The sequence below is a fragment of the Streptomyces thermospinosisporus genome (genome assembly GCF_039526425.1).
Taxonomy (GTDB): Bacteria; Actinomycetota; Actinomycetes; order Streptomycetales; family Streptomycetaceae; genus Streptomyces; species Streptomyces thermocarboxydovorans.
The window spans coordinates 23,076-48,033 of sequence record NZ_BAAAIZ010000110.1 but is presented as its reverse complement, the minus strand read 5'-3'; the positions used below and the strand labels follow the sequence as shown (position 1 = coordinate 48,033).

At 72.0% G+C, this 24,958-nt stretch carries 23 protein-coding genes; 11 read left to right on the top strand and 12 right to left on the bottom strand.

All coding sequences use genetic code 11. The annotated features are described in order from the left end of the window. Positions 1 to 165: 165 nt before the first annotated feature. Positions 166 to 927 (top strand): dioxygenase family protein, encoded by a 762-nt coding sequence (locus ABD207_RS28585; RefSeq protein ID WP_344016120.1) that lies wholly within the window; start codon positions 166 to 168, stop codon positions 925 to 927. Positions 928 to 1,013: 86 nt separating this feature from the next. On the opposite strand, the gene ABD207_RS28580 is transcribed toward ABD207_RS28585, so the two are convergent. Then, positions 1,014 to 1,562 carry a GNAT family N-acetyltransferase gene (locus ABD207_RS28580; RefSeq protein ID WP_344016106.1) on the bottom strand — a complete coding sequence of 183 codons (549 nt, stop codon included), beginning with the start codon at positions 1,560 to 1,562 and terminating at the stop codon, positions 1,014 to 1,016. Positions 1,563 to 1,754: 192 nt separating this feature from the next. On the opposite strand from ABD207_RS28580, the gene ABD207_RS28575 reads away from it, so the two are divergent. Then, entirely contained in the window at positions 1,755 to 2,753 is a 999-nt protein-coding gene (locus ABD207_RS28575; RefSeq protein WP_344016105.1) for a sigma-70 family RNA polymerase sigma factor, read from the top strand. A 476-nt stretch (positions 2,754 to 3,229) separates the two neighbouring features. Next, positions 3,230 to 3,934: a TetR/AcrR family transcriptional regulator gene (locus ABD207_RS28570; RefSeq protein WP_425580856.1), complete on the top strand. Its 705-nt coding sequence runs from the start codon at positions 3,230 to 3,232 to the stop codon at positions 3,932 to 3,934. 59 nt (positions 3,935 to 3,993) lie between these two features. Here the strand turns inward: ABD207_RS28570 and ABD207_RS28565 are convergent, their stop codons facing one another. After that, positions 3,994 to 4,971, bottom strand: a complete 978-nt coding sequence (locus tag ABD207_RS28565; protein WP_344016103.1) for a helix-turn-helix transcriptional regulator — start codon at positions 4,969 to 4,971, stop codon at positions 3,994 to 3,996. Positions 4,972 to 5,034: 63 nt separating this feature from the next. On the opposite strand from ABD207_RS28565, the gene ABD207_RS28560 reads away from it, so the two are divergent. After that, the gene (locus ABD207_RS28560) at positions 5,035 to 6,543 is read left to right on the top strand and encodes an MFS transporter (protein WP_344016102.1); all 1,509 of its coding nucleotides are present in this window, start codon (positions 5,035 to 5,037) and stop codon (positions 6,541 to 6,543) included. A 121-nt stretch (positions 6,544 to 6,664) separates the two neighbouring features. Beyond that, positions 6,665 to 6,991: a hypothetical protein gene (locus tag ABD207_RS28555; protein WP_344016100.1), complete on the top strand. Its 327-nt coding sequence runs from the start codon at positions 6,665 to 6,667 to the stop codon at positions 6,989 to 6,991. A 147-nt stretch (positions 6,992 to 7,138) separates the two neighbouring features. Here the strand turns inward: ABD207_RS28555 and ABD207_RS28550 are convergent, their stop codons facing one another. From ABD207_RS28550 to ABD207_RS28540, 3 genes are all read right to left on the bottom strand, one after another. Next, positions 7,139 to 7,885: a DUF6227 family protein gene (locus tag ABD207_RS28550; RefSeq protein WP_344016099.1), complete on the bottom strand. Its 747-nt coding sequence runs from the start codon at positions 7,883 to 7,885 to the stop codon at positions 7,139 to 7,141. A gap of 209 nt (positions 7,886 to 8,094) precedes the next feature. Next, positions 8,095 to 9,306, bottom strand: coding sequence for a L,D-transpeptidase (locus ABD207_RS28545; protein WP_344016098.1), 1,212 nt, complete (start codon positions 9,304 to 9,306; stop codon positions 8,095 to 8,097). A 303-nt stretch (positions 9,307 to 9,609) separates the two neighbouring features. Next, positions 9,610 to 10,638 (bottom strand): P1 family peptidase, encoded by a 1,029-nt coding sequence (locus tag ABD207_RS28540; protein ID WP_344016097.1) that lies wholly within the window; start codon positions 10,636 to 10,638, stop codon positions 9,610 to 9,612. Between the two features lie 95 nt (positions 10,639 to 10,733). Between ABD207_RS28540 and ABD207_RS28535 the strand changes: the two genes are divergently transcribed. Then, positions 10,734 to 10,910: a hypothetical protein gene (locus tag ABD207_RS28535; RefSeq protein WP_167996133.1), complete on the top strand. Its 177-nt coding sequence runs from the start codon at positions 10,734 to 10,736 to the stop codon at positions 10,908 to 10,910. Between the two features lie 13 nt (positions 10,911 to 10,923). Here the strand turns inward: ABD207_RS28535 and mscL are convergent, their stop codons facing one another. From mscL to ABD207_RS28505, 6 genes are all read right to left on the bottom strand, one after another. Beyond that, on the bottom strand, positions 10,924 to 11,391 hold the full coding sequence (mscL, locus tag ABD207_RS28530) for a large conductance mechanosensitive channel protein MscL (protein ID WP_344016096.1): 468 nt from the start codon (positions 11,389 to 11,391) through the stop codon (positions 10,924 to 10,926). Positions 11,392 to 11,544: 153 nt separating this feature from the next. Beyond that, positions 11,545 to 12,057, bottom strand: coding sequence for a CpaB family protein (locus ABD207_RS28525; RefSeq protein WP_344016095.1), 513 nt, complete (start codon positions 12,055 to 12,057; stop codon positions 11,545 to 11,547). Between the two features lie 608 nt (positions 12,058 to 12,665). Beyond that, positions 12,666 to 13,523, bottom strand: coding sequence for an S-methyl-5'-thioadenosine phosphorylase (locus tag ABD207_RS28520; RefSeq protein WP_344016094.1), 858 nt, complete (start codon positions 13,521 to 13,523; stop codon positions 12,666 to 12,668). A gap of 91 nt (positions 13,524 to 13,614) precedes the next feature. Continuing rightward, a complete protein-coding gene (locus ABD207_RS28515) occupies positions 13,615 to 13,944 on the bottom strand; it encodes an FmdB family zinc ribbon protein (protein WP_344016093.1) in 330 nt (109 codons plus the stop codon). A gap of 67 nt (positions 13,945 to 14,011) precedes the next feature. After that, positions 14,012 to 15,316: an MFS transporter gene (locus tag ABD207_RS28510; RefSeq protein WP_344016092.1), complete on the bottom strand. Its 1,305-nt coding sequence runs from the start codon at positions 15,314 to 15,316 to the stop codon at positions 14,012 to 14,014. Positions 15,317 to 16,194: 878 nt separating this feature from the next. Then, entirely contained in the window at positions 16,195 to 17,706 is a 1,512-nt protein-coding gene (locus tag ABD207_RS28505) for a potassium/proton antiporter (RefSeq protein ID WP_344016118.1), read from the bottom strand. Positions 17,707 to 17,917: 211 nt separating this feature from the next. On the opposite strand from ABD207_RS28505, the gene ABD207_RS28500 reads away from it, so the two are divergent. Then, positions 17,918 to 20,782, top strand: coding sequence for a penicillin acylase family protein (locus tag ABD207_RS28500; protein WP_344016091.1), 2,865 nt, complete (start codon positions 17,918 to 17,920; stop codon positions 20,780 to 20,782). Between the two features lie 120 nt (positions 20,783 to 20,902). On the opposite strand, the gene ABD207_RS28495 is transcribed toward ABD207_RS28500, so the two are convergent. Next, positions 20,903 to 21,475, bottom strand: coding sequence for a 5-formyltetrahydrofolate cyclo-ligase (locus ABD207_RS28495; protein ID WP_425580859.1), 573 nt, complete (start codon positions 21,473 to 21,475; stop codon positions 20,903 to 20,905). 134 nt (positions 21,476 to 21,609) lie between these two features. Here ABD207_RS28495 and galU point away from each other — a divergent pair, with 134 nt between their 5' ends. From galU to ABD207_RS28475, 4 genes are all read left to right on the top strand, one after another. Continuing rightward, complete coding sequence (gene galU, locus ABD207_RS28490) at positions 21,610 to 22,521, top strand: UTP--glucose-1-phosphate uridylyltransferase GalU (RefSeq protein WP_344016089.1); 912 nt, start codon at positions 21,610 to 21,612, stop codon at positions 22,519 to 22,521. Next, the gene (gene glp, locus ABD207_RS28485) at positions 22,518 to 23,840 is read left to right on the top strand and encodes a molybdotransferase-like divisome protein Glp (RefSeq protein WP_344016088.1); all 1,323 of its coding nucleotides are present in this window, start codon (positions 22,518 to 22,520) and stop codon (positions 23,838 to 23,840) included. The genes galU and glp overlap by 4 nt, the downstream gene beginning before the upstream one ends. 85 nt (positions 23,841 to 23,925) lie before the next feature. Beyond that, entirely contained in the window at positions 23,926 to 24,450 is a 525-nt protein-coding gene (gene moaC, locus ABD207_RS28480; protein WP_344016087.1) for a cyclic pyranopterin monophosphate synthase MoaC, read from the top strand. Next, positions 24,447 to 24,953, top strand: a complete 507-nt coding sequence (locus tag ABD207_RS28475; RefSeq protein ID WP_344002573.1) for a MogA/MoaB family molybdenum cofactor biosynthesis protein — start codon at positions 24,447 to 24,449, stop codon at positions 24,951 to 24,953. The genes moaC and ABD207_RS28475 overlap by 4 nt, the downstream gene beginning before the upstream one ends. Positions 24,954 to 24,958 lie beyond the last annotated feature (5 nt).

Sequence of the window (24,958 nt, the reverse complement as noted above, 5' to 3'; positions counted from 1 at the left end):
CTCTACGGCGGCACTGCTTGAACTTTAAACAAGTGGGGCGTACGGTCGGGAGGGGAAAGTTTAGAGTTTAAGTAAGTCGCGGGTGTCCGTGTCCGGGACTGCTTCGCGAGAGTCCGGCACCGCCCGGAGGGAGCCGCCGCCATGACCAGCGAGACCGCAGAGCGCATGCCCGCCGTCTACCTCAGCCACGGCGCGCCGCCGCTCGCCGACGACCCGGTCTGGCCGGGCGAGCTGGCCGCCTGGTCGGCCGCCCTGCCCCGCCCGAAGTCGGTCCTGGTGGTCTCGGCCCACTGGGAGGAGGCCCCGCTCGCCCTCGGCGCCACCACCCGGGTCCCGCTCGTGTACGACTTCTGGGGCTTCCCCGAGCACTACTACCAGGTGACCTACGGTGCCCCCGGCGCGCCGGAGCTCGCCGACTCGGTGCGCAAGCTGCTGCGCGCCCCCGGCCTCCCCGTGCAGGACGTGCCCGACCGGGGCCTCGACCACGGCGCCTACGTCCCGCTCGTGGAGATGTACCCGGACGCCGACATCCCCGTCCTGCAGGTCTCGATGCCGACCCTGGACCCCGTCCGGCTGATGGAGATCGGGCGCAGGCTGGCGCCGCTGCGCGACGAGGGCGTGCTGATCATCGGCTCCGGCTTCTTCACCCACAACCTCGCCGCACTGCGCCAGGGCGGCATTCCGGCCTGGTCGGCGGAGTTCGACGACTGGGGGCGCCGGGCCCTGGAGTCCGGCGACGTGGACGCGCTGCTGGACTTCACGCACACCTCACCGGCCGGCCGGCTCGCCCATCCGCGCACCGAGCACTTCGCCCCGCTCTTCGTGACCATGGGGGCCGCCGACGCGGCCGGTGATCTCGGGGAACAGAAGTCGGTGATCGACGGGTTCTGGATGGGGCTGGCCAAGCGGTCGGTGCAGTTCGGCTGAGAGACGGCCCGGAGGGCCGGGCGGCTGGGGGGCCGGGCGGCTGGGGGTCGGGTGGGTTCAGAGGTCCGCGCCCTCACGGCTCCTTCTCACAGCTCCTTCTCGTACCAGGCCACGTCCCGGTAGCGGCCGAATTTGTACCCCACCTCGCGGTACGTGCCGACGTACCGGAAGCCGAAGCGCGCGTGCAGCCGGGTCGACGCCTCGTTCGGCTGGGTGATGCCCGCGTAGGCGCGGTGCAGGTTCTCCCCGGCGAGGGCCTCGAAGAGGGCCTTGTAGAGCAGCGTGCCGAGGCCCCGGCCGCCGGCGTCGGCGGCGACGTAGACCGTCGTCTCCACGGAGGTGCCGTAGGCGGGCTTGGGCCGGAACGGGCTGGACGTGGCATAGCCCAGGATCCGCTGCCTGGGATCGGGGCCTGTGGCAAGCTGCCCGGGATCGGGGCCTGTGGCAACCATCAGGCGGTGCGGCCCGTCTATGGGGTGGGAGAGCAGCCAAGGGCGGCGCTCTTCCGGAGTGAAGGGCGCCGTGTCGAAGGTGATGGGCGTCTCACGTACGTAGTGGTTGTACAGCTCGGTGAGAGCCGGCAGATCCCCCTCGCACCCCGGCCTGACCTGGACCTCTGCAAGCTCAGATGGCATCACGCCTCCCCGTGTGGCCGGACAGGGTACTGCATGATCACAAAAATTGTGGGTCGGCTTGGGAATTCTGTCCCGATTCAAGTCGTTGTTTCGTTCGGATGCCGGGCACCCGAGAAGAGTCCGGAGAAGACCTGAGCAGTGCCCAGCGTCCGCAGGACCGCCCGCTGACCTCACCATCGCAAGGGAGCACGCATGGCAACCCGCGCCGTCGCCCGTCGTCAGTCCGCCACCGGCGAGACGGTCGACATGGCAAGCAGCGTTCGCGCCCATGGCGGCGAGATCGCAGACCGCGATCTGGTCGGCATGTACCTCGACGAGATCGCGCGCACACCGCTGCTCGACGCCGCAAAGGAGGTCGAGCTGTCAAAGATCATCGAGGCGGGTGTGTTCGCACGGCAGATCCTCGACGGCTACGAGGAGAACAAGGCCGGAGCCACCCGTGAGGAGCTCCAGGCCCTGGTGGACGAGGCCGAGCGGGCCAAGGACATCTTCATCCGCTCCAACCTCCGTCTGGTCGTCGCCGTCGCCCGCCGCTACCCGCGCAGTGGTCTGCCGCTGCTGGACCTGATCCAGGAGGGCAACGCCGGCCTGGTGCGCGCGGTGGAGAAGTTCGACTACCGCAAGGGCTTCAAGTTCTCCACCTACGCCACCTGGTGGATCCGCCAGGCCATCACGCGGTCGATAGCCGACCAGTCCCGCACGATCCGCCTGCCCGTCCACCTGGTGGAGGAGCTGGGCCGCATCCGCCGTGTGCAGCGCGAATTCAACCGCGAGCACGGCCGCGAGCCGGAGCCGGCGGAGATCGCCGAGGAGCTGGGCTCCACGCCCGAGCGGGTGACCGACGTGCTGGACTGGGCCCGTGACCCGGTCTCGCTGAACATGTCGGTCGACGACGAGGGCGAGACCCAGTTCGGCGACCTGCTGGAGGACACCTCCGCCGTGTCCCCCGAGCAGTCGGTGCTGACACTGCTGCGCAGCGAGGAGCTGGACGACCTGATCAGCCGCCTCGACCAGCGCACGGCCTCGATCATCAAGATGCGCTACGGCATCGAGGACGGCCGGGAGCGCACGCTGACCGAGGTCGGCAAGGAGCACGGCCTGACCCGCGAGCGCATCCGCCAGATCGAGAAGCACGCGTTGCTGGAGCTGAAGAAGCTGGCGCGCGACACCGGCTTCGACGCGGCGGCGTGACGCCGTCGCGCGATGCGGTGGACGGCGGCCGGTCGCGCAGAGAACCTTTCACCGCCCGCTCCGGGGCATCCCCCTCCGAGGGGCGGCATGCCACCCACGGCGCACGCCGGGTGGCGAAAGACCGCGCAAACATTGGCCGTTCCGCGTCGCTTCAAATCGACAGCTCCGGGAACAAGACTTCCAAGACCGGGAGTTCGGGCCGGTTCGGCATCGTCCGCGCCGGGTCCCGGGCTTCAGGTCCCACCCCCGTGGCCGTGCTCGCTCACGGCCCCGAGAACCACGTCCCGACGCACAACCCCCCCGGCGCCGGGACTTCCCAGCCGGGCTTCGGCGCTCTTCCCCCCGGGCGCCGGGCCCGGCTTCTTCATGTCCGTTCCCGGACGGGCGTGTGCCTGGAGGGCGGGTCACCCCGGACCTGAACCCCGGGGTGGCCCGCCAGATGGCAGATTGTGCCACATGGGCATAGCCTGCCGGGCGTGACCGGTACCACTCCTCCGACTCCTCCGGCGCTCTCGCTCACCGAGCGACGCAAGGCCGAGACCCGCATGGCCATCGCCCGTGCCGCGGCCGGCCTCTTCGTGCGGCGGGGTCTCAGGGCCACCCGCGCGGAGGACATCGCCCAGGCGGCGGGCATCGCCCCGCGCACCTTCTACCGGTACTTCGCCGTCAAGGAGGAGGCCGTCGCCCCGCTCTACGAGGCCGGCGCCCGGCGCTGGACGGAAGCGGTGCGGGCGGCACCGGCCGGGGCCTCCGTGCCGGAGGCGCTGGCAGCGGCCGTGCGGCACACCCTGACGCCCGGGGTGGGCGTCTCGGCGGGGTCCTGGGAGTGGATGCGCACGCTGATCCGGCTCGCCGGGTCGGAGCCCGCGCTGCGCCGGGTCTGGGCGGAGGTCGGTCAGGCCTCGGAGCGGCAGCTGGCGGAGGTGCTGGCCCAGCGAGTGACGGGACGTCAACTCGCCGACCGCTCCAGCAGCGTTGACGGCTCCGACAACGTTGCCGTGCCGGCCCGCCTCCGGTACGCGGCGGCCGTCGCGAGCGCGGCGGTGCGTACCGCGGTCGAGGCGTGGGCGGCCGGGGAGGCGCCGGCGGAGGGGGCACAGGGGCCTGCCGAACTGGCCCTGCGGAACCTTGGATGCCTACGGGACTTCCCGTGGGAGGAGTTGGCGAGCGGCGGGGAGTGACCCGGCGGGGGTGACAGCCCGCAGCCGTGCTCAGCTCGTCGCGGCCTTTGCCGCCGTGCTCAGCCCGTCGAGGCGCCCGCCGCCGCCCTCCGCAGGCGGTCACCCAACTCGACGGCCGCGTCGGCCAGTTCCGCCGGTGAGTTGATCGTGAAGTCGAAGCCCAGCATGGCCAGGCGCACCGCCATCCAGTCCTTGGCGTCGGTGGTCGTGGTGCGCAGCCGGCAGCTCTGCTCGTCCAGGGGTTCGGGTGTGCCCAGCCAGCCGGGGAGCCTGGCTGCGACGGTCTGCGCCGGTGCGGCGAAGGTGATGTCCAGGTCGTAGGTGTCCTGGTTGCGGTGCATGGAGCGCCGCAGGTACTCCGCCGCGTCGCCGGTCGGCAGCTCCCGGGGGGTGAAGCGGGCGCCCGTGGCCAACGGGTCGCTCACCCGGTCGACGCGGAAGGTGCGCCAGTCGGCGCGGTCGAGGTCGTAGGCGACGAGGTACCAGCGGCGTCCGGTCGACACCAGGCGGTAGGGCTCGGTCAGCCGGCGGGACTCGGTGCCGTCGGCCGCGCGGTAGGCGAAGCGCAGCCGCTCATGCCCGGCGATGGTGGAGGCCATCACGGTCAGTGTTTCCGGCGCGATGGTCGGGCCGTCGCCGCTGGTCAGCGGGCTGGTCGCGGCCTGGAGGTTGGCGACCCGGTGGCGCAGCCGGCTGGGCAGCACCTGCTCCAGCTTCGCCAGGGCCCGTACCGATGCCTCGTCGACGCCCTCGAGCGCGTGCCCGGCGCCGGCGCGCAGGCCGACCGCGATCGCCACCGCCTCCTCGTCGTCGAGCACCAGCGGTGGCATCGCCTTGCCGGCGACCAGCCGGTAGCCGCCCTCGGCGCCCATGGTCGCCTGCACCGGGTAGCCGAGTTCACGCAGCCGGTCGATGTCGCGCCGGACCGTGCGGCGGGAGACCCCGAGCCGCTCGGCGAGTTCGCCGCCGGGCCATTCGCGGGGCGTCTGGAGGAGGGAGAGGAGCTGAAGCAGGCGTGCCGGGGTGTCGGTCGTCATGGAAACGAGGATGCCGCAGATCTAGGACATGATCTGACCTATATGGCCGATAGCGTCAGCGGCATGAACCTCACCGAGACACAGCCCGTGGGCGACCGCCGCCGCTGGTTCGCGCTGGCCATCGTGATGACGGCGGCCTTTATGGACCTCGTGGACGTGACGATCGTCAATGTGGCGATTCCGTCGATCAAGCGCGCCGAGGGCGCCACCTTCAGCCAGGTCCAGTGGATCACCGCCGGTTACGCGCTGGCCTTCGCGGCCGGGCTCATCACCGGTGGCCGGCTCGGCGACATCCACGGCCGCAAGCGGATCTTCCTCATCGGCATGGGAGGCTTCACCCTCGCCTCCGCGCTGTGCGGGTTCGCCGTGAACCCCGAGATGCTGGTCGCCTCCCGCGTTCTGCAGGGCGCCATGGCGGCGCTGATGGTGCCGCAGGTGCTGTCGATCGTGCACGCGACGTTCCCGGCGCACGAACGCGGCAAGGTGTTCGGGCTGTTCGGCGCGATCGTGGGCCTGGGCGCGGTGTCCGGTCCGCTGCTCGGCGCGCTGCTGACGCAGTGGAATCTCTTCGGTCTGGAGTGGCGGCCCATCTTCCTGATCAACCTGCCCGTCGGCATCGCGGGTCTGATCCTCGGCAGCCGGTTCATCACCGAGTCCAAGGCCCCGCGCGCCCTGCGCCTCGACCTCGTCGGCGTCGCGCTGGTGACGCTGGGCCTGCTGATGGTGATCTACCCGCTCACCCGCGGCGAGGAGCTGGGCTGGCCGGTGTGGGGCTATGTCTCGATGGCCTGCGCGGTCCTGGTCCTGGTGGTGCTGGTGGCCTACGAGCGGCGCAAGAGCGCCCGGGACGGCTCCCCGCTGATCGAGCTGTCGCTGTTCCGGGTGAAGAGCTTCGCGGCGGGCATCGCCGTGCAGACGGTGTTCGGGATCGTGCTCGGTGTCTTCTTCCTGGTCTGGACGCTGTACATGCAGATCGGCCTGGGCTGGAGCGCGCTGCGGGCCGGACTGACCGGGGTGCCGTTCTCCATCGCCGTCTCCGCGGCGGCCGGGATGTCGGTGCAGCTGCTGGTGCCGCGCTTCGGGCGCAAGGTGCTCCAGGCCGGCGCGCTGGTGATGGCGGCCGGAGTGCTGCTCTACATCTGGGAGTCCGACCGCTACGGCATGGGCATCACCTCCTGGCAGATGGCGCTGCCGCTGGTGGTCATGGGCGCCGGCATGGGCCTGATCGTGGCCCCGCTGACGGACGCCGTGCTCTCCGAGGTGCCGCGGGAGCACTCCGGGTCGGCCTCCGGGCTGATCAACACGGTGCAGCAGATGGGCAACGCGCTGGGCCTCGGCCTGGTGTCGGTGATCTTCTTCGGGGTGATCGACGACCGGCTCACCCCGGCCGAGGTGGGCCCGGCCTACGCGGACGGCTTCCAGTGCGCGCTGAGCTGGGTGGCCGCGGTGCTGGGCCTGATCTTCCTGCTGATGTTCGCGCTGCCGAAGCGTCCGGCGCAGCACGTCGAAGGGGCCGGGCCGGACGAGGCCACCGCCCCGGTGGCGGAGAAGGAGCCGGAACTGGTGTCCTGAGCACACGACATCGACCGCGGGCACGGGATCCACTACGCCGGGTTCGCACCAACTGCGAGATACATCACGCTCCTCACGGTCCGGGGTACACATCCCGGACCGCGGGTGTGTACTGGGGCGCATGCCTGAGCACGACTCGATCTCGAGGGGGGTGGCGGGCGCCGGGCTTCTCGCCCTGGCCGCCCTCGCCTGCACGGCGGGACTGGTCGCGGCATGGCGCCGCGGCCTGGCACGCCGTTCCGGGCGCGGGCGGCGCGGACGGGCGGTGCAGTACGCGGCGGCCGCCCCGCAGTCGGTGCGGCACACAGGCCCTGGGATCCCCGTGATCCCCGGCCAGCGCCTAACGGGGCCGCGTGCGGAGGCGGTGCGTCTCACTTCGGAGGAGCGCGATGATTTCGCGGGCCTGGTGCGGCGCTTCAGGGACGGCGGCCGCCACGAGGAGGACTGACAGACCTTTCCGGCCAGTAAGGCAACAACACTCGACAGGGCGAGAACGGCCGCCCGCGGTTCGGGCGGGGCCGTCAGAAGATCCGGCTGCCCGCGGTTCGGGCGGGGCCGTCAGAAGATCCGGCTGCCCGCGGTTCGGGCGGGGCCGTCAGAAGATCCGGGCGGCCCTTCGCTCCATCGCGTCGCGGGCCGCGTCCTCGGTGACATACACCTCGCACATGTGCCGCCCGTCCGGGGTGGCCGTGTGCTCGACCTCCCACAGCGAGACCTCCGCGCCGTCGCGGAGCAGGAAGGCGTGCTCGTAGAGCGACACGTTCAGCCCCGGACGCCCCGGGTGCCGCGGCCGGCCGAAGGCCTGGGTGATCTGGTACGCGAACGCCCTGCTCAGCAGCGCGGCCGTCTCCGCGCCCGGCCGGTCGGCGTTCTCCGCCCGGCGCAGTAAACGGCGGGCGTGGTCCGCCGAGTCGTCCGGCGCGTAGGCGTACCGGGGCGCGTGCACCATGGTGAGCTGCACCGTCACCGGCAGCTCGAAGTCCGGGGCGTCCACCGGCAGCGGCAGCCGGGCCGTGGCGGCGCGCAGCTCCTCCTCGTCCGCGTACACCTCGTGCTGGGGCTCGCCGTCCGGCGCGGTGTTGTGGACCAGCTCCCAGAGCGTGAGCGCCGATCCGTCGGAGAGCAGCCAGGTGTGGCGGTAGGTCTCACGGTGCAGGCCCGCGCTGTGGTGCGCCGAGTGCAGCGAGGTGTCGTGCGCCAGCGCGCAGTCCAGGCGCCGTATCGTCTCGTCCGGCAGCTCGAAGGAGTTCAGGGTGCGGCCGAGGAGCCGTGCGAGGTGCTCCTTGGGGGACTCGGGCGAGTCGGCGGAATCATACGCTGCCGTCTCGTACGGAACGCTCAAGGTTTCTCCCGGCGTCGCTGCATGTCACCTTGTGGGTGCATACCGTAGCCCCTCGGTCGGACATCATGTCCGGGATCCGAGAAAACGTGCGGGGAGAAAGACGAACGGGCCGCCCGGAGGGTTCCCGGGCGGCCCGAGGCGACCTCAGTTCCGGCCGTCAGGCGCGTACTTGGCGGTTGCGGCGGGTGGGGCGGGTGGGGCGGGCCGGCTCAGACGGCGCTGCCCGCGACCCACTCGCTCCACTCCATGTTCCAGCCGTTGAGCCCGTTGTCCGGCGCGACCGTGGTGTCGGGCGAGTTCTTGACGATCACCACGTCCCCGATGAGGGAGTTGTCGTAGAACCACTTGCCGGGGGTGTCGCCCTGGGCGCCCCGCACGTCCTGCAGTCCGACGCAGCCGTGGCTGCTGCCGACCCGCCCGAACGGCGGGTTGCCCGTGTTGTACCAGTAGTTGCCGTGGATGAAGGTGCCGCTGGTGGTCAGCCGCATGGCGTGCGGCACGTCCTGGATGTCGTACTCCGAGCCCAGGCCGACCGACTGGCTGTTCATCCGGGTCTGGACGAACTTCTCCGAGATCACCATCTGCCCGTTGTACGTGGAGTGCTGCGCGTCGCCCGCCGAGATCGGCACCGACTTGACCGTCTTGCCGTCCCGCACCACCGTCATGGTCTGGGTGTTCGCGTCCACGGTGGACACCTGGGAGCGGCCCACGGTGAAGGTCACCGTCTTCTTCTGCACGCCGTGGACGCCGTTCGCGCCCTCCACACCGTCCAGGTCGATCTTCACGGTGACCTTGGAGCCGGACTTCCAGTACTCCTTCGGACGGAAGTCGAGCCGCTGGGAGTTGAACCAGTGCCCGACCGCCTTCTGCCCGCTGCTGGAGGTGACGGTGATGTGCGACTGGACGGCCTTCTTGTCGCTGATCGCCTTGTCGAAGGTGAACGACACCGGCATGCCGACACCGACCGTCGAGCCGTTCTCCGGCGTGTACGTGCCGATGAAGCTGTTCGCCGGGCTGACCGTGGTGAACTCCGACTCGGCCTTGGAGGTGCGTCCCTCGCCGTCCTTGGCGGTGGCCGCTATCCGGTACTTGGTGCCGCGCTCCAGCTGCTCCTTCGGCTTCCAGGCGCGCCCGTCGCCGGCCAGCTCGCCGGGCACCGCCTCGCCGGTCTCGGCCAGGGCCATCTTCACGTCGGTCAGCCGGCCGCCGGTGACCTTCACCCCGGTGGAGTTGATGGAGGCGCCCGTCGAGCCGTCCTTCGCCGAGATCGCTATCGTCGCGCCCTTCGCGTCACCTCCCTCGCCTCCCTTGTCGCTGTCGGCGTTGGCGTTGCCCCCGCAGGCGGTGAGGGTGAGGGCGCCGACCAGCAGGGCGGCACACGCCGCCACCACGCGCCGCGCTGCAATGTCCGGCGTTGTCACGGGCTGCTCCAGGTTCGGTCGATGTGAGTGATCCGCACACGTACGTGAACCAAGAGCCCGTCGGCCCCGCCCCGGGTTCCGCCGCGCCCCGACCAGCGACACCACGGTGACAGAACCGCGACATTCCGCCCGCCGACGGTGTGAACGAGGGTTTGTGCGAGGGCAGTCGGGGTGTGCGGCAGAGGGTGCGCAGGGAAGCCGGGGTGCAAGCCCGCCCGCGTGAGGGGCAGTCGGTCGGCGGGAGAGACAGCCCGCGGGGAGGGCAGCGGGCGCCGAGGAGAGCCCGCGAGGGGTGACCGGGTGTCAGCCGGTGCCGTACAGCTCCTCGTACGACGGCCACGCGCCGCCCGGCGTCGACACCGGGGTGGCCGCCCGGACCGCCCGGGTGATGGCGAGGGTCACCATGTCCGCGCCCGCCGCGAGCAGTTCGTTCAGCGCCAGCGGGTCGGCGCGGTCGAGGTGCCGGCGGCCGGTGGCCAGGGTGAAGACCGTGTCACCGTCGTTGAGCAGGTGCACCGGGCGCACGGCGCGGGCGATGCCGTCGTGGGAGGTGCCCGCCAGCTTCTGGGCCTGCGCCTGGGTCAGGTCCGCGTCGGTGGCGACCACCGCGAGCGTCGTGTTGAGCGGCGGGGGCGCGTTCCGCTCGGCCGACTCCTCCAGGCGCCGTCGCGCCGCCGCGTGCACCTTCTCCTCCGGGTAGCGCACCCGGCCTCCGGCCAACTCCCCGTACAGCACCCCCGTTTCCAGGTCCACCGCCGACCCCGCCGCGTTGGCCACCACCAGCGCGGCCACCGTGAACCCCGACTTCAGCACCGTGCTCGCCGTGCCGACGCCGCCCTTCATCACGCCGACCACGGCTCCGGTACCGGCGCCCACGCAGCCCTGCTCGACCGGGGCCCCGGGCTCGCTCGCCGCGGCCGCCTCCACCGCGGCGCGCCCCAGGGCCGCGTCCGGCCTGGCCCGGAAGTCGCCGCCCCGGCCCAGGTCGAAGACGCAGGCGGCCGGTACGACCGGCACGACATGCTTCGGGTCCGCGCCGACCCGCACACCGCGCCCCTGCTCCTCCAGCCAGGCCATCACCCCGGAGGCGGAGTCGAGGCCGTAGGCACTGCCGCCGGTGAGCACGATCGCCTCGGTCTTCTGCACCAGGTTCCGCGGATCCAGCGCGTCGGTCTCCTTGGTGCCGGGACCGCCGCCCCGCACATCCACGGCGGCCACCGCCCCGCCCTCGGGCGCCAGCACCACCGTGGTGCCGGTGAGCCATCCGCCGCCGCTGCGCGTCGCGTGCCCCACCCGCAGGCCGGCCACATCGGTCAGTGCGTCAACTGTCATGCGCTCAGTGTGGTGCACGCCCTGGTCGGCCAGGCGCCGCTTCCGCGCCGGCCGCCGCCTCGGCCACCCGCCGGCGGGGCCGTACCCTGGGACGTATGAGCACCGCCCCCGAACCCGAGCCGCGCGAGCCGAAGCCCGCGCTGGTCTTCGACGACCCGCTGGACCAGCAGACCTCGGACGACACCGACCGAGGGTGGGGCGAGGCGCCGTCCGGCGACAGCGCCGCCGATCTCAAGCGCTTCCTCGACGAGAAGCCGCCCCACCACATCTGAGCCGGGCGACCGGTTACGCCTCTCCGCGGCCCGCCTGCCGCTGCGCCACCAGCTCGTCGCGGATCTCCTTGAGCACCTCCAGCTCGGTCACCTCGACGAGTTCCTTCGCGCCCTCCTTGGCCTTCCTGCGGTCGGCCACCCTGGCCAGGTACTTCGACATGGGCAGCACCATCAGGAAGTAGACGACCGCCGCGGTGATCAGGAACTGCAGCGTGGCGCCGAGCACCGAACCCCACAGGATCCGCACCCCCGTCGCCGAGTCGCCGGTGCCCTCGCAGGGACCCTTCAGGCAGGAGGTGTAGCTGTCGAGGTTCTTGGTGCCGAACGCGCCGACCAGCGGGTTGATCACGCCCCGCACGACCGCGTTGACGATGTTGGTGAACGCGGCGCCGATCACCACGGCGACGGCCAGATCGACGACGTTCCCGCGCATCAGGAAGGCCTTGAAGCCCTGCCACACGGATTCCTTCTTCTCGCTCACCTCGGGGCCCCATCTCGCATACGTGGTGCGTGCAACAAAACGCTCCGCAACCTACGTCAACGCCTTGCGGGCCTGTCCAGTCGGGTCGCTCGGAAGGGACATGCGGCGGCCGGTCGGGGACAGGGGTGTCCGGGACGGCGGCGACAGGGGCGTTCAGCACAGGGTCACCGCCAGTCGTGCCGTGGCGCTCGCGCCGGCGAGTTCGGCCGCCACGGGGCGCGGTACCGAGAGGACCACCAGGGCACCGCCGTCTCCCGGCCCTTCCGCCACCGGCTCCGGGACCTCGGACACCCGCGCCCCGCGCGCCACCACGCGGGCCTCGCCCCCGGTCGCCGTCTCCTCGGCGGCGATGACGTCGACGCGGTCGCCCGGCCGCAGCAGCCGGACCGTGGCCGCGTCGGAGATCCGCACCGGTGCCGTGACCATGGCCGCGGCGGTGCGCGCCGCCCAGGCCGGGGCACGCTCGCCGGTCGCCGCCGGGGCCGCGCGGGAGGCCGGTGTCCGCTCGGGATGACCCCGGGAGCGGTCGGTGTCCCGTGGCCCGGCCGCGACCAGCGCCGCCGCCGTCACCGCGAGGCCCACCGCCATGGCCCGCCTGCGGTGCCGGGCCAGCGCGGGGGACCCCAGCAGGCCGGCGCGCACCCGCACCGGGGCGAAGTGCGGCACCTCGCACGTGGGAGGGACCTCGGCGCCGGGCGGGCCGGAGACCGGGGTGCCGGCGGCGGAGGCGCTGGGCGAGACCAGAGGCGCCGAGAACTGACGAGAGAACCAGGGAGAGGACCGAGGAGAGGACTGAGGAGAGGACTGAGAGGACTGGCGCGAGGTCGGGCGAGCGGACTGACGGAGTGACATGAGGACCACCACCTGGTGACGGAGACCGGCTTGCGATCCCCACGATGAGGCCTCGCGCCGATCTCCGCCGGACCCTGTGGACACCCTCCGGCATGTGGAAAACCCGCTCACCCGAACGAGCCGCTCCGGCGCCCAGAGCCGTCCCAGCTCACGGAGCTCCCCTCTCCGAGCCGCTCGGGACCACGGAGCCGTTCCAGCTCACGGAGCTCCAGCTCTCCGATCCGCTCCAGCTCCCCGAGCCGCCCCGGCTCCCCGCCCCCTCAGCCCCTCACGGCCCCCAATGGGTTCCCGACCGCCCGCGCCCGCCAGCTCACCGCCCGCGCCCGCCAGCTCACCGGCCGCGCCCGCCAGCTCACCGGCCGCGCCCGCCAGCTCACCGGCCGCGCCCGCCAGCTCACCGGCCGCGCCCGCCAGCTCACCGGCTACGGCAGCGCGAACCCCGGATCCATCCCCCCGAGCGCCGACGTGCACAGACAGTCCCGCTCCTCGTTCGCCGGCAGCGCCGCGACCGCGTCGAACAGCACCCCCCGCAGCCGGTCCACGTTCGCCGCGAACACCCGCAGCACCTCGTCGTGCGAGACGCCCTCCCCGGTCTCCGCGCCGGCGTCGAGGTCGGTGACCAGGGTCAGCGAGGTGTAGCAGAGCTCCAGCTCGCGGGCGAGCGCCGCCTCCGGGTGGCCGGTCATGCCCACCACCGACCAGCCCTGCGCCTGGTGCCACAGGGACTCCGCGCGGGTGGAGAAGCGGGGCCCCTCGACCACGACGAGCGTGCCCCCGTCGACCGCCTCCCAGTCCCGCCCGCGCGCCGCCTTCAGCGCGGCCGCACGGCCGTTCGGGCAGTAGGGGTCGGCCAGCGACACATGCACCACGTTCGGCACCGTGCCGTCGGGCAGCGGGAGCCCGTCGAAGTACGTGCCGATCCGGGACTTGGTGCGGTCCACCAGCTGGTCGGGGACGAGCAGCGTGCCCGGCCCGTACTCGGGGCGCAGCCCGCCCACCGCGCACGGCCCGAGGACCTGGCGCACGCCCACCGAGCGCAGTGCCCAGAGGTTGGCCCGGTAGTTGATCCGGTGCGGCGGCAGATGGTGGCCGCGGCCGTGCCGGGGGAGGAAGGCGACCCGCCGGCCGGCCACCTCGCCGAGGAAGAGGGAGTCGCTGGGCGCCCCGTAGGGGGTGTCCACCTGGACCTCGGTCACATCGTCGAGGAAGGAGTAGAAGCCGGAGCCGCCGATCACACCGATCTCGGCCGCGGGCGCGGAAGCGTTCGCCGTGTTCGCCATGCCCCGAACCCTAACGGCCCGTGCAAACGCCAAGGACCCCGTCGTCGCAGGACGACAGGGTCCGGAAGGCTGTGCCTGTGAGCGTTGAGCCTCAGGCGGCGGTGGTGCTGGTGGAGCTGCTGCTCGTCGAGGACGAGGACGACGAGGAGGACGAGGAGGACGAGGCGGACGACGAGCCCGACCCGGAGTCCGAGGACGACGAGGAGCTCGACGACTTCGAGGCGGGAGAGCTGCTCGAGGAGGTGTTGCGGCTGTCGTTGCGGTAGAAGCCGGAACCCTTGAAGACAATGCCGACCGCCGAGAACACCTTCTTCAGGCGGCCCTTGCAGCTGGGGCACTCGGTCAGGGCGTCGTCGGTGAACTTCTGCACCGCCTCGAGGCCCTCGCCGCACTCGGTGCACTGGTACTGATAGGTGGGCACTGTCTTCCTCCTGGCACTCTCACTCGATGAGTGCTAACGACGAACCATAGTGACTCATTCCTTGCGTTCAGTCCACTGCGAGGGGCCCGCGGTGACCGACGCCACGTGCCACGGTGCGCCCGCGCGGGCCCGGCACCAGCCGTGACCGCAGTGCCAGCAGGGTCACCAGTGCCAGCACGGTCCCGCCCATCGGCACCAGGAAGCCGGCGCCGGTCCACAGGCGGTCCTCCAGCTGGCCGGCGAGGGTGACGGCGGCCGCCTGGCCGAGCGCGACGGCGCCGGTGAGCCAGGTGAACGCCTCGGTGCGGGCGCCGGCCGGCACCAGCTTCTCGACGATGGTGTAGCCGGTGATCAGGGCAGGTGCGATGCACATGCCGACCAGCAGGCCAAGGCCGGCGAGCAGCAGCGCCGAGTGCGCGGTCCACAGGGCGGACGCGGTCAGGGCGAGCGCGGCATAGGCGAGGACCAGGCGCCGCTGCGGGGTGATCTTCCAGGCGATGGCGCCGCAGGCGATGCCGGAGAGCATGTTGCCCGTGGCGAAGATGCCGTAGAGGACGCCGTTGAGGCCGGGCTCGCCGATCGACTGGCTGAAGGCCGCCAGCGACACCTGCATGCCGCCGAAGACGGACCCGATGCCCAGGAAGGTCACGATCAGCACCCGCACGCCGGGGACGCGCAGCGCGGAGCCGTGCTCGACGCGCGTGCCGCTGCCGACGCCCACCGCGGGCTGGGTGCGCTTCTGGGCGGCGAACAGCAGGCCGCCGATCAGCGTCAGCGAGGCCTCGGCGACCAGGCCGGCGGCCGGGTCGACGGCCGTGCACAGGCCGGTGGCCAGCAGCGGGCCGACCACGAAGGTCAGCTCGTCGGTGACGGACTCGAAGGCCGCGGCGGTGGTCATCAGCCGGGGGTTCTTGAGGACCACGCCCCAGCGGGCCCGCACCATCGGGCCGATCTGCGGCACCGAGGCGCCGGTGGGCACCGCCGCGGCGAACAGCGCCCACAGCGGGGCACCGGCCAGCGCCAGCGCGGTCAGGCCGAGGCCCGCCGCGGCATGCACGACGACGCCGGGGACGAGCACGGCACGCTGGCCGTACCGGTCGGCGAGCCGCCCGTTGCAGGGGGCGAACAGCGCCATGGAGACGCCGGTGACGGCCGCGACGGCGCCGGCCGCGCCGTAGGAGCCGGTGGTGTGCTGCACCAGCAGCACGATGGAGAGGGTGAGCATCGCGAACGGCTGACGTGCCGCGAAGCCGGGGAGCAGGAAGGTCCAGGCGCCGCGTGTGCGCAGCAGCCGGCCGTATCCCGGACGGGAGGTGGCAGCAGCCGAATTCTTCTTCTTCGACTTCTTCGACGTGGTGACCGTGGATGCCACGGCCCGTGCCTTTCTGCCGCCTGGTAGCGCAGGCCCGGATTACGGGCGCGCCGAGAGCTGTCCTCTTGCGCTGACTGCGGTAGATACCGGTGCCACAGCTCAGGGCACCCGGCCGCCATACGGTCGCGCCAGCTCTGCATCAGGCAGAGTTGGTTCGATCTGGGGTCCCCTGCATGGTACAGGGACCCCGGCCGCCCGAAAACGCCGCCTGCAGCTCCGGCCGCCGGGCCGGGTCTGCTCAGGAGGCGCCGCCCCGCTCTCGCCTTCGGACCTGGGCACTCCGGGACGCTGCCCGCCGCTCCCGCCGCTCCCGCCGCTCCCGCCGTCGGGCCGGGGCTGAGAGCCGCCGCCCTGCGGTCTCGCCGCCGAGCCCGGGGATGGGCGCCGTCTCCGGATCTCGCCATGGGACCCGGCTCAGGACGCATCGCCGCGCTGCTCTCGTCGGGCGGTCCTGCTTGAAGGCGCTGCCCGCGCTCCGGCTGTCGACCCGGGCTGCTCGAGCGCTGCCCGCCGCTCTCGCCGCCGAGCCGGGCTGCTCACGCTGTGCCGCCCCACCTCGCCGACCGTCTGAGCCGGGCTGCTCACGCTGTGCCGCCCCACCTCTCCGACCGTCTGAGCCGGGCTGCTCACGCTGTGCCGCCCCACCTCTCCGACCGCCTGAGCCGGGCTTGCTCACGCTGTGCCCCACCTCTCCGACCGTCTGAGCCGGGCTGCTCACGCTGTGCCGCCCCACCTCTCCGACCGTCTGAGCCGGGCTGCTCACGCTGTGCCGCCCCACCTCTCCGACCGCCTGAGCCGGGCTTGCTCAGGAGGCGCCGTTCGCAGCCCTCGCAGCCGCACCGGACGCCCGAAGAGACACCGCCCCCGACCCGCACCCCTCAAGACCGCCGTTCACCCCCCTCGTCGCCCGTGCCCAGCCAGCCCGCCAGCTTGCCGCCGCGGCCCACCGCGCGCAGGCGGCGCTCGGTGGCGTCGCGTACCGGGTCGGTGGCGACCACCAGCAGTTCGTCGCCCTGGCGCAGCACGGTCGAGGGGCTCGGGACGAAGGACTTGCCGTCGCGGACGACGAGGGTGACGGCGGCGCCGGTGGGCAGCCGCAGCTCGCCCACCTCCACGCCGTGCATCTTGGAGCCCTTGGGGATGGCGACCGACAGCAGATGCCCGCGCAGCCGCTCCAGCGGCGCGGACTCCACGCCGAGGTCGGCGGCCTCGTCGCCCTGGCCCAGGTGCAGCTTGCGGGCCACCCACGGCAGTGTCGGTCCCTGGATCAGGGTGTAGACGACGACCAGCACGAAGACGATGTTGAAGATCTTCCGGCTGGCCTCGACGCCCTCCACCATCGGGATCGTCGCCAGGATGATGGGCACGGCGCCGCGCAGCCCGGCCCAGGACATCAGCGCCTGCTCCGGCCAGGGCATCCGGAACGGCAGCAGGCAGAGGATCACGCTGAGCGGGCGGGCCGCCATGGTCAGCACCAGTCCGACGACGAGCGCGGGCACCACGTCGTCGCCGAGTTCGCTCGGGGTGACCAGCAGGCCGAGCAGGACGAACATGCCGATCTGCGCGAGCCAGCCGAGCCCCTCGGCGAAGCCGCGGGTGGCCGGCCAGTGCGGCAGCCGGGCGTTGCCCAGCACCATCGAGGCGAGGTAGACGGCGAGGAATCCGCTGCCGTGGGCCATGGCGCCGGCCGCGTAGGCGCCGACGGCGATGGCCATGACGGCGATCGGGTAGAGACCCGAGGCGGGCAGGGCCACCCGGCGCAGCCCCCAGGCGCCCAGCCAGCCCACGGCGAGACCGATCGCGGCGCCGATGGCCAGCTCCAGCAGTATCTCGCCGAGGAGCACGTACCAGTGGTGGATGGGGCCTGCCGTGGAGAAGGAGACGACCAGGATGACCACGGGCGCGTCGTTGAAGCCGGACTCGGCCTCGAGCGTGCCGGTCACCCGGGACGGCAGGGGGATCCTGCGCAGCACCGAGAAGACGGCCGCGGCGTCCGTCGAGGAGACCACCGCGCCGATGATCAGCGCCTGCCGCCACTCGAGCCCGATCAGATAGTGCGCGCCGGTGGCCGTGACGCCGACGCTCACCGCGACGCCGGCCGTGGCCAGCGCGGAGGCGGTGGGCAGGGCGGGCTTGATCTCGTTCCACTTGGTGCCCAGACCACCCTCGGCCAGGATCACCACCAGGGCCGCATACCCGGTGACCTGTGTCAGCTCGGCATTGTCGAACTGGATGTTCCCGATGCCGTCCTGGCCCATGGCGATGCCGATGCCCAGGTAGACGAGCAGGCTGGGGAGCCCGCTGCGCGAGGAGATCCGGACCGCTGCCACGGCGACGAGCAGGACGAGCGAGCAGACCAACAGGAGCTGGTTGAGGTGGTGGATGGTCAGCGGACCTTCCCTTCTCCCGGGCGAATTGCTTTGTTAGGTTACCTAACTCTCGGTCGTTTCCCGATGCTCGCGCGGGCGGCGTCGAACGCCGGTGCGGTCCGGTTCCCGACTCCCCGTCCAGAGGTACGGGGCCCTCCGCATATCGTTGCTCCAGCGCTCACACAGAAGAACAGCCCGACCTGCCGCTCGCGTTAGGACAGCAAGGACAGCGATGCCCACCGATACCACCGCCTCCACGGGTCAGCAGCCCGGCACGTCCGGCAGGAAAAGCAGAACAAGAGGGCGCAAACTCCGCCTGATCGTGCTCGTCCTGGTGCTGGCCCTGATCGGCGGTGCGGCCTACGGGGCGTACTGGTCCATCAGCACCGTGCGTGCCTCCTTCCCGCAGACCAAGGGCTCGATCACTCTGCAGGGTCTCACCGGCACCGTCGACGTGAAACGGGACGGGAACGGCATTCCGCAGATCTACGCCTCCTCCGACGAGGACCTGTTCATGGCGCAGGGCTATGTCCAGGCGCAGGACCGGTTCTACGAGATGGACGTCCGCCGGCACCTGACCGCCGGGCGCCTGTCGGAGATGTTCGGCAAGGGCCAGGTCGAGAACGACGAGTTCCTGCGCACCCTCGGCTGGCACCGGATCGCCCAGGAGGAGTACGAGAAGAAGCTCTCGCCGCAGACCAGGAAGTACCTCCAGGCGTACGCCAAGGGGGTCAACGCCTACCTCGAGGGCAAGGAGGGCGAGGAGATCTCCCTGGAGTACGCGGCGCTGGGCTTCGAGAACGACTACAAGCCCGGCCCGTGGACCCCGGTCGACTCGGTGGCCTGGCTCAAGGCGATGGCCTGGGACCTGCGCGGCAACATGCAGGACGAGATCGACCGCGCCCTGATGACCAGCCGCCTCGGCCCGAAGCAGATCGCCGACCTGTACCCGGCGTACCCCTACAGCCGGAACAAGCCGGTCATCCTCGAGGGCCAGTACAACGAGCTCACCAAGGCGTACGAGCAGGGCGACGGCGCGAGCGGCACGGGCACCGGGAACGGCACCGGCACCGGGACCGGCAGCGGCACCGGGACCGGTGGCGGCACGGGAGCAGGGACCGGCACCGGCACGGGTACGGGTACGGGCGCCGGAACGGGTACCGGCACCGGCACCGGTACGGGAAGCGGGACCGGAGGGTCCGCGCTGGAGAGTCAGCTCACCGGCCTCCAGGAGGTCATGAAGGACCTCCCGGCCGCCGTCGGCGTCAACGGCGACGGCATCGGCTCCAACTCCTGGGTGGTCTCCGGCAAGCACACCATCACCGGCAAGCCGCTGCTCGCCAACGACCCGCACCTGTCGGCCTCGCTGCCGTCCGTCTGGTACCAGATGGGCCTGCACTGCCGCAGCGTCTCCGCCAAGTGCCAGTACGACGTGGCCGGTTACACCTTCGCGGGCATGCCCGGAGTGATAATCGGACACAACCAGGACATCGCCTGGGGTCTGACCAACTCCGGGGTCGACGTCACCGACCTCTACCTGGAGAAGATCACCGGCGACGGCTACCTGGTCGACGGCAAGATCAAGCCGTTCAGGACGCGCGAGGAGACCATCAAGGTCGCCGGCGGCTCCGACGAGAAGATCGTCGTCCGGGAGACGGACAACGGCCCCCTGCTCTCCGACCGCAGCAAGGAGCTGGTGCGGGTCGGCAAGAAGGCCACCGTCGACAACGCCGCCCCCGACCGCGGCGACGGCTACGGCGTCTCCCTGCGCTGGACCGCCCTCGACCCCGGCCGCACCATGGACTCCGTCTTCGCCATCAACCGGGCGAAGAACTGGAACGACTTCCGTGAGGCCGCCCGGCTGTTCGAGGTGCCCTCGCAGAACCTGGTCTACGCCGACACCGGCAACCACATCGGCTACACGCTGCCCGGCAAGATCCCCACCCGCGCCCAGCGGCACGACGGCTCGATCCCGGCGCCCGGCTGGGACAGCGACTACCGCTGGACCGGCTGGATCGACCAGGACGAGCTGCCCTACGAGTACGACCCCGAGCGCGGCTACATCGTCACCGCCAACCAGGCCGTCGTCGGCAAGGAGTACCCGTACACGCTGACCACGGACTGGGGCTACGGCGCCCGCAGCCAGCGCATCACCGACCTGATCCAGTCGAAGATCAAGGACGGCGGCAAGATCTCCACCGACGACATGCGGCAGATGCAGCTGGACAACCAGAGCTCCATCGCCAGGCTGCTGGTGCCCGAGCTGCTCAAGATCGACGTCGGGGACAAGGACGTCCGCGAGGCGCAGAAGCTGCTGGAGGGCTGGGACTACACCCAGGACGCCGACTCGGCCGCCGCCGCGTACTTCAACGCCGTGTGGCGCAACATCCTGGAGCTGGCCTTCGGCAACAAGCTGCCCAAGGAGCTGCGGGTCGAGGGGCAGTGCCTGTGGGTCGAGCCGGTCAACACCACCGGCCCCGCCGACGAGACCCGCAAGGTGCGCGAGTGCGGCATGCGCGCGCCGGACCAGGCGCAGCCGGACGGCGGCGACCGCTGGTTCGAGGTGGTCCGCAATCTGATGGACGACCAGGACAGCGACTGGTGGAAGACCGCCAAGGCCGGCACCCGTCCGGGCGCGGAGAACCGTGACGAGCTGTTCAAGCGCGCCCTGATCGATGCCCGCTGGGAGCTGACCGCCAAGCTGGGCAAGGACATCGACACCTGGAGCTGGGGCCGGCTGCACCGCCTGTTCCTGAAGAACCAGACCCTGGGCACCGAGGGCCCGGGCCTGCTGCAGCGCGTCCTCAACCGGGGGCCGTGGAAGCTCGGCGGCGGCGAGGCGACCGTCAACGCCACCGGCTGGAACGCGGCCGGCGGCTACGGGGTCGTCTGGGTGCCGTCGATGCGGATGGTGGTCAACCTCGGCGACCTCGACAAGTCCCGCTGGATCAACCTCACCGGCGCCTCCGGCCACGCCTACAACGCCCACTACGTCGACCAGACCGACAAGTGGGCCGAGGGCAAGCTGCTGGAGTGGTCGTTCTCCGAGCGGGCGGTGCAGGACAGCACGAGCGACACGCTGCTGCTCAAGCCCTGAGCGGACCGGCGCAGTGACGAAGGGGCCCTCCGGACTTCCGGAGGGCCCCTTCCTCATGTCCGGGACCATGTCCTCGTGCAGGCCCCGGAGGGTCAGCGTCCTCGTGCAGGCCCCGGGTGGTCAGCCGAACCTGCGCACCCCCGACGGCGTCACCGCCGCGTGCACCGGCCGGTCGTGCGGCTCCCCGGGCACGTGCTCGACGACCTCCGCGTCGTACAGCAGCACCATCAGCGACGGGCGCGCACCCGCGCGCTCCAGGCGGGCCAGGACCCGGTCGTAGGAGCCGCCGCCGCGGCCCAGCCGCATCCCGCGCCGGTCGACGGCGAGGCCCGGCAGCAGCACCACGTCCGCCTTGAGGATCGCGTCCGGGCCGAGCGGCGCCCCGCCCGGCTCGAAGAGATGCATCTTCCCGCCGTGCCTGACGGGGGCGAGGGAGTCCTCGCCCGTGTAGAGGCCCCAGTCCAGGTCGTTGTCCGGGAGCAGCGCGGGCAGCAGCACCCGGGTACCCCGCTCGTGCAGCGCGTCCAGCAGCGCACGGGTGCCGGGCTCGCTCCCCACCGAGACGTACGCGGCCACCGTGCGCGCCTGCGTCAGTTCGGGCAGGGCGAGCGCCTGCTCGGCCAGCGCCGCCGCCGCAACCCGCACGTCATCCGCAGTCAAGGCGCGCCTCGCCTCGGCGATATGCCGCCGCAACGCGCGCTTGTCAGCCTCGTCCGAGCCCTTGTTCTGTCTCAAGATTGTCCTCGTACTGTCTCAATATGCTCATATGAGCGGGAAGTAACCGGAGCGACAGATTCCCAGTAAACGCACCGGATATGGTGTCCGGCATGAGTCAGTCGCACCCTCGGATCAGCAAGGCTGTCATTCCCGCAGCAGGCCTGGGCACCCGGTTCCTGCCGGCCACCAAGGCCACCCCGAAGGAAATGCTGCCGGTCGTCGACAAGCCGGCGATCCAGTACGTGGTCGAAGAGGCCGTCGCCGCCGGTCTCGACGACGTCCTCATGGTCACCGGACGCAACAAGCGCCCCCTGGAGGACCACTTCGACCGCAACTACGAACTGGAGTCCGCCCTCGAGAAGAAGGGCGACGCCGAACGCCTCGCCAAGGTCCAGGAGTCCAGCGACCTCGCGACCATGCACTACGTCCGCCAGGGCGACCCCAAGGGTCTCGGCCACGCCGTGCTGTGCGCCGCCCCGCACGTGGGTGACGAGCCCTTCGCGGTGCTCCTCGGCGACGACCTGATCGACCCGCGCGACCCGCTGCTGAAGCGGATGATCGAGGTGCAGGCGCAGTACGGCGGCAGCGTCATCGCCCTGACGGAGGTGGCCCCGGAGCAGATTCACCTCTATGGCTGCGCCGCCGTCGAGACCACCGAGGACGCCGACGTGGTCCGTGTGGGCGGCCTCGTGGAGAAGCCCGAGCCGGCCGACGCTCCGTCCAACCTGGCCGTCATCGGCCGTTACGTGCTCGACCCCGCCGTTTTCGGGATACTGCGCGAGACCGAGCCCGGCCGCGGGGGCGAGATCCAGCTCACCGACGCGCTGCAGAAGCTCGCCGCCGACGAGAGCATCGGCGGCCCGGTGCACGGCGTCGTCTTCAAGGGCCGGCGCTATGACACCGGCGACCGGGGCGACTACCTCCGTGCCATTGTCCGACTCGCGTGCGAACGTGAAGACCTGGGCCCGGACTTCCGGACCTGGCTCCGCCGTTACGTCACCGAGGAGATGCAGCGAAGTTGAGCACCGCCGCGCCCCGCACCGCAGGCCCGGACCACCTCTGGACGGTGGACGAGCACCTGGACGACATCCTCAGCACCGTCCGCCCGCTCGAACCCATCGAACTCAACCTCCTCGACGCACAGGGCTGCGTCCTGGTGGAGGACATCACGGTCCCGGTCTCCCTGCCCCCCTTCGACAACAGCTCGATGGACGGGTACGCGGTGCGGGTCGCGGATGTCGCGGGCGCCAGCGAGGCCTACCCGGCGGCCCTGGAGGTCGTCGGGGACGTCGCGGCCGGCCAGTCCGAGCCGCTGCACGTGGGCCCCGGCCAGGCCGCCCGCATCATGACCGGCGCCCCGCTGCCGCCCGGCGCGGAGACCGTCGTCCCCGTGGAGTGGACCGACGGCGGCCTCGGCGAGGGCCCCGCCACCGGCATGCGCGCCCGCAGCCTCGCCCCCGAGGCGGCCGGCGGCCAGGTGCTGGTCTACCGCCCGGCCGGGGCGGGCGCCCACGTCCGCGCGCAGGGCAGCGACGTGAAGGCCGGGGACCGCGCGCTCGAGGCCGGCACCGTGCTCGGCCCGCCGCAGATCTCCCTGCTCGCCGCCATCGGCCGCGGCACCGTCCGGGTACGGCCCCGCCCGCGCGTGGTGGTCATGTCCACCGGCAGCGAACTCGTCCAGCCCGACGAGGAACTGCGGCCCGGTCAGATCTACGACTCCAACAGCTACGCCCTGACCGCCGCCGCCCGTGACGCCGGCGCGATCGCCTACCGGGTGGGCGCGGTCGCCGACGACGCCGACACCCTGCGCGACGCCATCGAGGACCAGCTGGTCCGCGCCGACCTGATGGTCACCACCGGCGGGGTCAGCGTCGGCGCGTACGACGTGGTCAAGGAGGCCCTGTCCTACGCCGGGGACGAGGACGAACCGGGCAGCGGCGTGGAGTTCCGCAGGCTCGCCATGCAGCCCGGCAAGCCCCAGGGCTTCGGCTCCATCGGCCCCGACCACACCCCGCTGCTGGCCCTCCCCGGCAACCCGGTCTCCTCCTACGTCTCCTTCGAGCTGTTCGTCCGGCCCGCCATCCGCACCCTCATGGGCCTGCCCGACGTGCACCGGCCCCGGACCCGGGCCACCCTCACCGCCGACGAGCCGCTCACCTCCCCCAGGGGCCGCCGCCAGTTCCTGCGCGGCCGCTACGCCGACGGGAAGGTGACCCCGGTCGGCGGCGCCGGATCCCATCTGGTGGCCGCGCTCGCCCGGGCCAACGCGCTGATCGTCGTCCCCGAGGACACCGAGTCCGTCGCGCCCGGCACGGACGTCGAGGTGGTCCTGCTCGGCTGACCGGCCCCGACGCGCGGTACCGTGTCGCGCACAGCAGGCCCGCGCGCCGCACCGCGCCGGGCCCGGACCGGGAGCACCGAGCAGCATGACTGTGCCACCCCGGGGGGAGACCCCCGGCACCGCCGACCAGGAGACCGAGCGGCAGCGCCTGACCCACATCGACGAGGCGGGCGCGGCCCGCATGGTCGACGTGTCCGGCAAGGACGTCACCGCCCGCACCGCCCGCGCCACCGGCCGCGTCCTCGTCTCGCCCCGCGTGATCGAGCTGCTGCGCGGCGAGGGCGTGCCCAAGGGCGACGCGCTGGCCACCGCGCGGATCGCGGGGATCATGGGCGCCAAGCGCACCCCCGATCTGATCCCGCTGTGCCACCCCCTGTCGCTGTCCGGTGTGAAACTGGACCTTGAGGTCGCGGACGACGCGGTGGAGATCGCGGCCACCGTGAAGACCACGGACCGCACGGGCGTCGAGATGGAGGCGCTCACCGCGGTCTCGGTCGCCGCGCTCACCGTGATCGACATGGTCAAGGCGGTCGACAAGGAGGCGGTCATCACGGACGTGCGGGTCGAGGAGAAGACGGGCGGCAAGTCGGGCGACTGGAGCAGGGCATGAGCTATCGCGCGCTGGTGGTCACCGCCTCCAACCGCGCCGCGGCCGGGGTCTACGAGGACCGGGGCGGGCCGCTGATCGCCGAGGGCCTGAAGCGGCTCGGCTTCGAGGTCGACGGCCCGCAGATCGTGCCGGACGGCGACCCGGTGGAGGCCGCGCTGCGCGCGGGCGCCGACGCCGGGTACGACGTCATCGTCACCACCGGCGGCACCGGCATCTCGCCCACCGACCGCACCCCGGAGGCCACCCGCCGGGTGATCGACCGCGAGGTCCCCGGCATCGCGGAGGCCATCCGGGCGCACGGCCGGGACAAGGTGCCGACGGCGGCGCTGTCCCGGGGGCTGGCCGGGGTCGCGGGCAGCACGCTGATCGTGAACCTGCCCGGCTCCAGCGGCGGCGTCAGGGACGGCCTGGCCGTCCTGGAGCCCCTGCTGCGGCACGCCGTCGACCAGCTGCGCGGCGGTGACCACCCCGGACCCGCCGCGGACAGCGGGGGTGCGACCTGAACCGG